At 34.1% G+C, this 1693-nt stretch carries 2 pseudogenes; both read left to right on the top strand.

The window, feature by feature from the left end:
- Positions 1–122, top strand: a pseudogene (locus PX481_RS17760) (IS630 family transposase); the annotation flags it as partial.
- A gap of 305 nt (positions 123–427) precedes the next feature.
- Positions 428–1573: pseudogene (locus PX481_RS17755) on the top strand (IS630 family transposase); the annotation flags it as partial.
- Positions 1574–1693: the final 120 nt, after the last annotated feature.

Raw genomic sequence — 1693 nt, 5'->3', positions numbered from 1 at the left:
GAGAATTTGAAAATAAAGAAGAACTGGAAAAAGTAGTCAATCAGCTTTTAAATGAAGGGGGATTGATTATTAAATGGAGTAGAAAACTTAAAAATAAGGGTAATGCTGTCAATGTAACTTAAATGCGTAAAAGCTTAATAAGGTCAAAAGTTTCAATGAACGGGAGCATCTCACTTATGCAATGAGTATTAATGCTTGTAGCCGTCAACAACTAGAAAATCTTCTACTTGATCACAAAGAGAAATGAGATTATAATAGTTATAATTTACAATTCAGAATATATCTCGATGGGAGGAATAATTCAATGTTATCAGAAAATGAAAAAAGAATTAAAGAGTTATGTCAAGACTTAGGGCAATGTCTCTAAGCTGTTCAGCATCTAAATAGCGTATAATAGAAACAGTAACCTATTCAAGTATCAATAGCTATGCCAGCCCCTAATCACTTGAATTCCGAACAAAAAGAAAAGTTACAAAAAGCACTAAAAAAAGAAGAAAATCCTTACATTAGAGAAAGAGTTTTGATATTGTTGTTGTTAAATGACGGGAAAACTCAAGTCCAAATCTCCAAACTCATTGGGTGTTCACTGCGAACAGTCTCTTATTGGTGTATTCCTGGAGATGCCAATAATTTAGATAGCTTGAAAGACAAGAGAATGGAGGGAAATTATCGAAAAGCGACGGATGAGTATATCAAAATATTGTTAGAGACAATTGACAAAGAGCCTCAAGAAATGGGGTATGAGTTTGGCCGTTGGACAGCCAAAAGATTAGCCACTTATCTGACAGAACAGACAGGTATAGAATTAAGTAGTTCTCAAGTCACGAACATTTAAAAAAAAAAGAAGTATGTTTATATTTGGGCTAAATATAGTTTAGAAGATCGACAATATCCTGAAAAAAGAAAAGAATTTAAACAAAAATTAGCCGAATACTTAAAAATAGCAAAAGAAGAGCCAAATAAGCTACAGGTATGGTTTTGGGACGGGGCTTTCAAGGTGGCGACGCAGGTTCGCCACACAGCCCCTCACGAAAGTGGATTCAGTTTAAGAGTCATTAGAAGAAAAACATGGGGGAAAAAAAGCCAAAGAAAAAAAGTTAGCGGACAAAGAAGAAGTGGTCGAGTAAATGCGATGGGAGGAGTGAGATATTCCGATAAAAAAAGATTCGTAGAATTCATCAAAAAAGGAAATTCAGAAACTTTTTATGAAGTGGTAAAAGTTTTTTATACAGAAATCATTAAAGAATGGGTGGAAGCGGGGAATAAAGAGGAGGATTTTCGAGAGAAGGGTCCAAAGATTGTCCTGATTCTCGATAATGCTAGTATTCACAAAAAAACAGATGTTGTTGGTAAAATTGCTGAAAATATGCCCAACTTAATTTTAGAGTATTTACCCGCCTATAGCCCAGATTTAAATATCATTGAATTGGTCTGGCACTCGGCAAAAGAATTTATCGCTCATCGACTTTTTAAATCAGTTGAAGAATTAGAATCTCTTTTACATCAACTTTTAAATGAAGGAGGTTTAATTATTAAGTGGGATCGCAAGTTGAAAAACAAGGGTAATTCTGTTAGGTTCTTCGGTTTGTCTTATGCAACGTACAGGATTATAAGGAATGAAACTCTTATAGAGAAAGACATTTGGCGATTTTTGTCAATTGTTTTTGATCTAGAGCGAACTAATCAATTAAGT

The organism is Microcystis sp. M53603_WE2, assembly GCF_030065435.1.
This window is presented reverse-complemented; position numbering and strand designations above follow the sequence as displayed.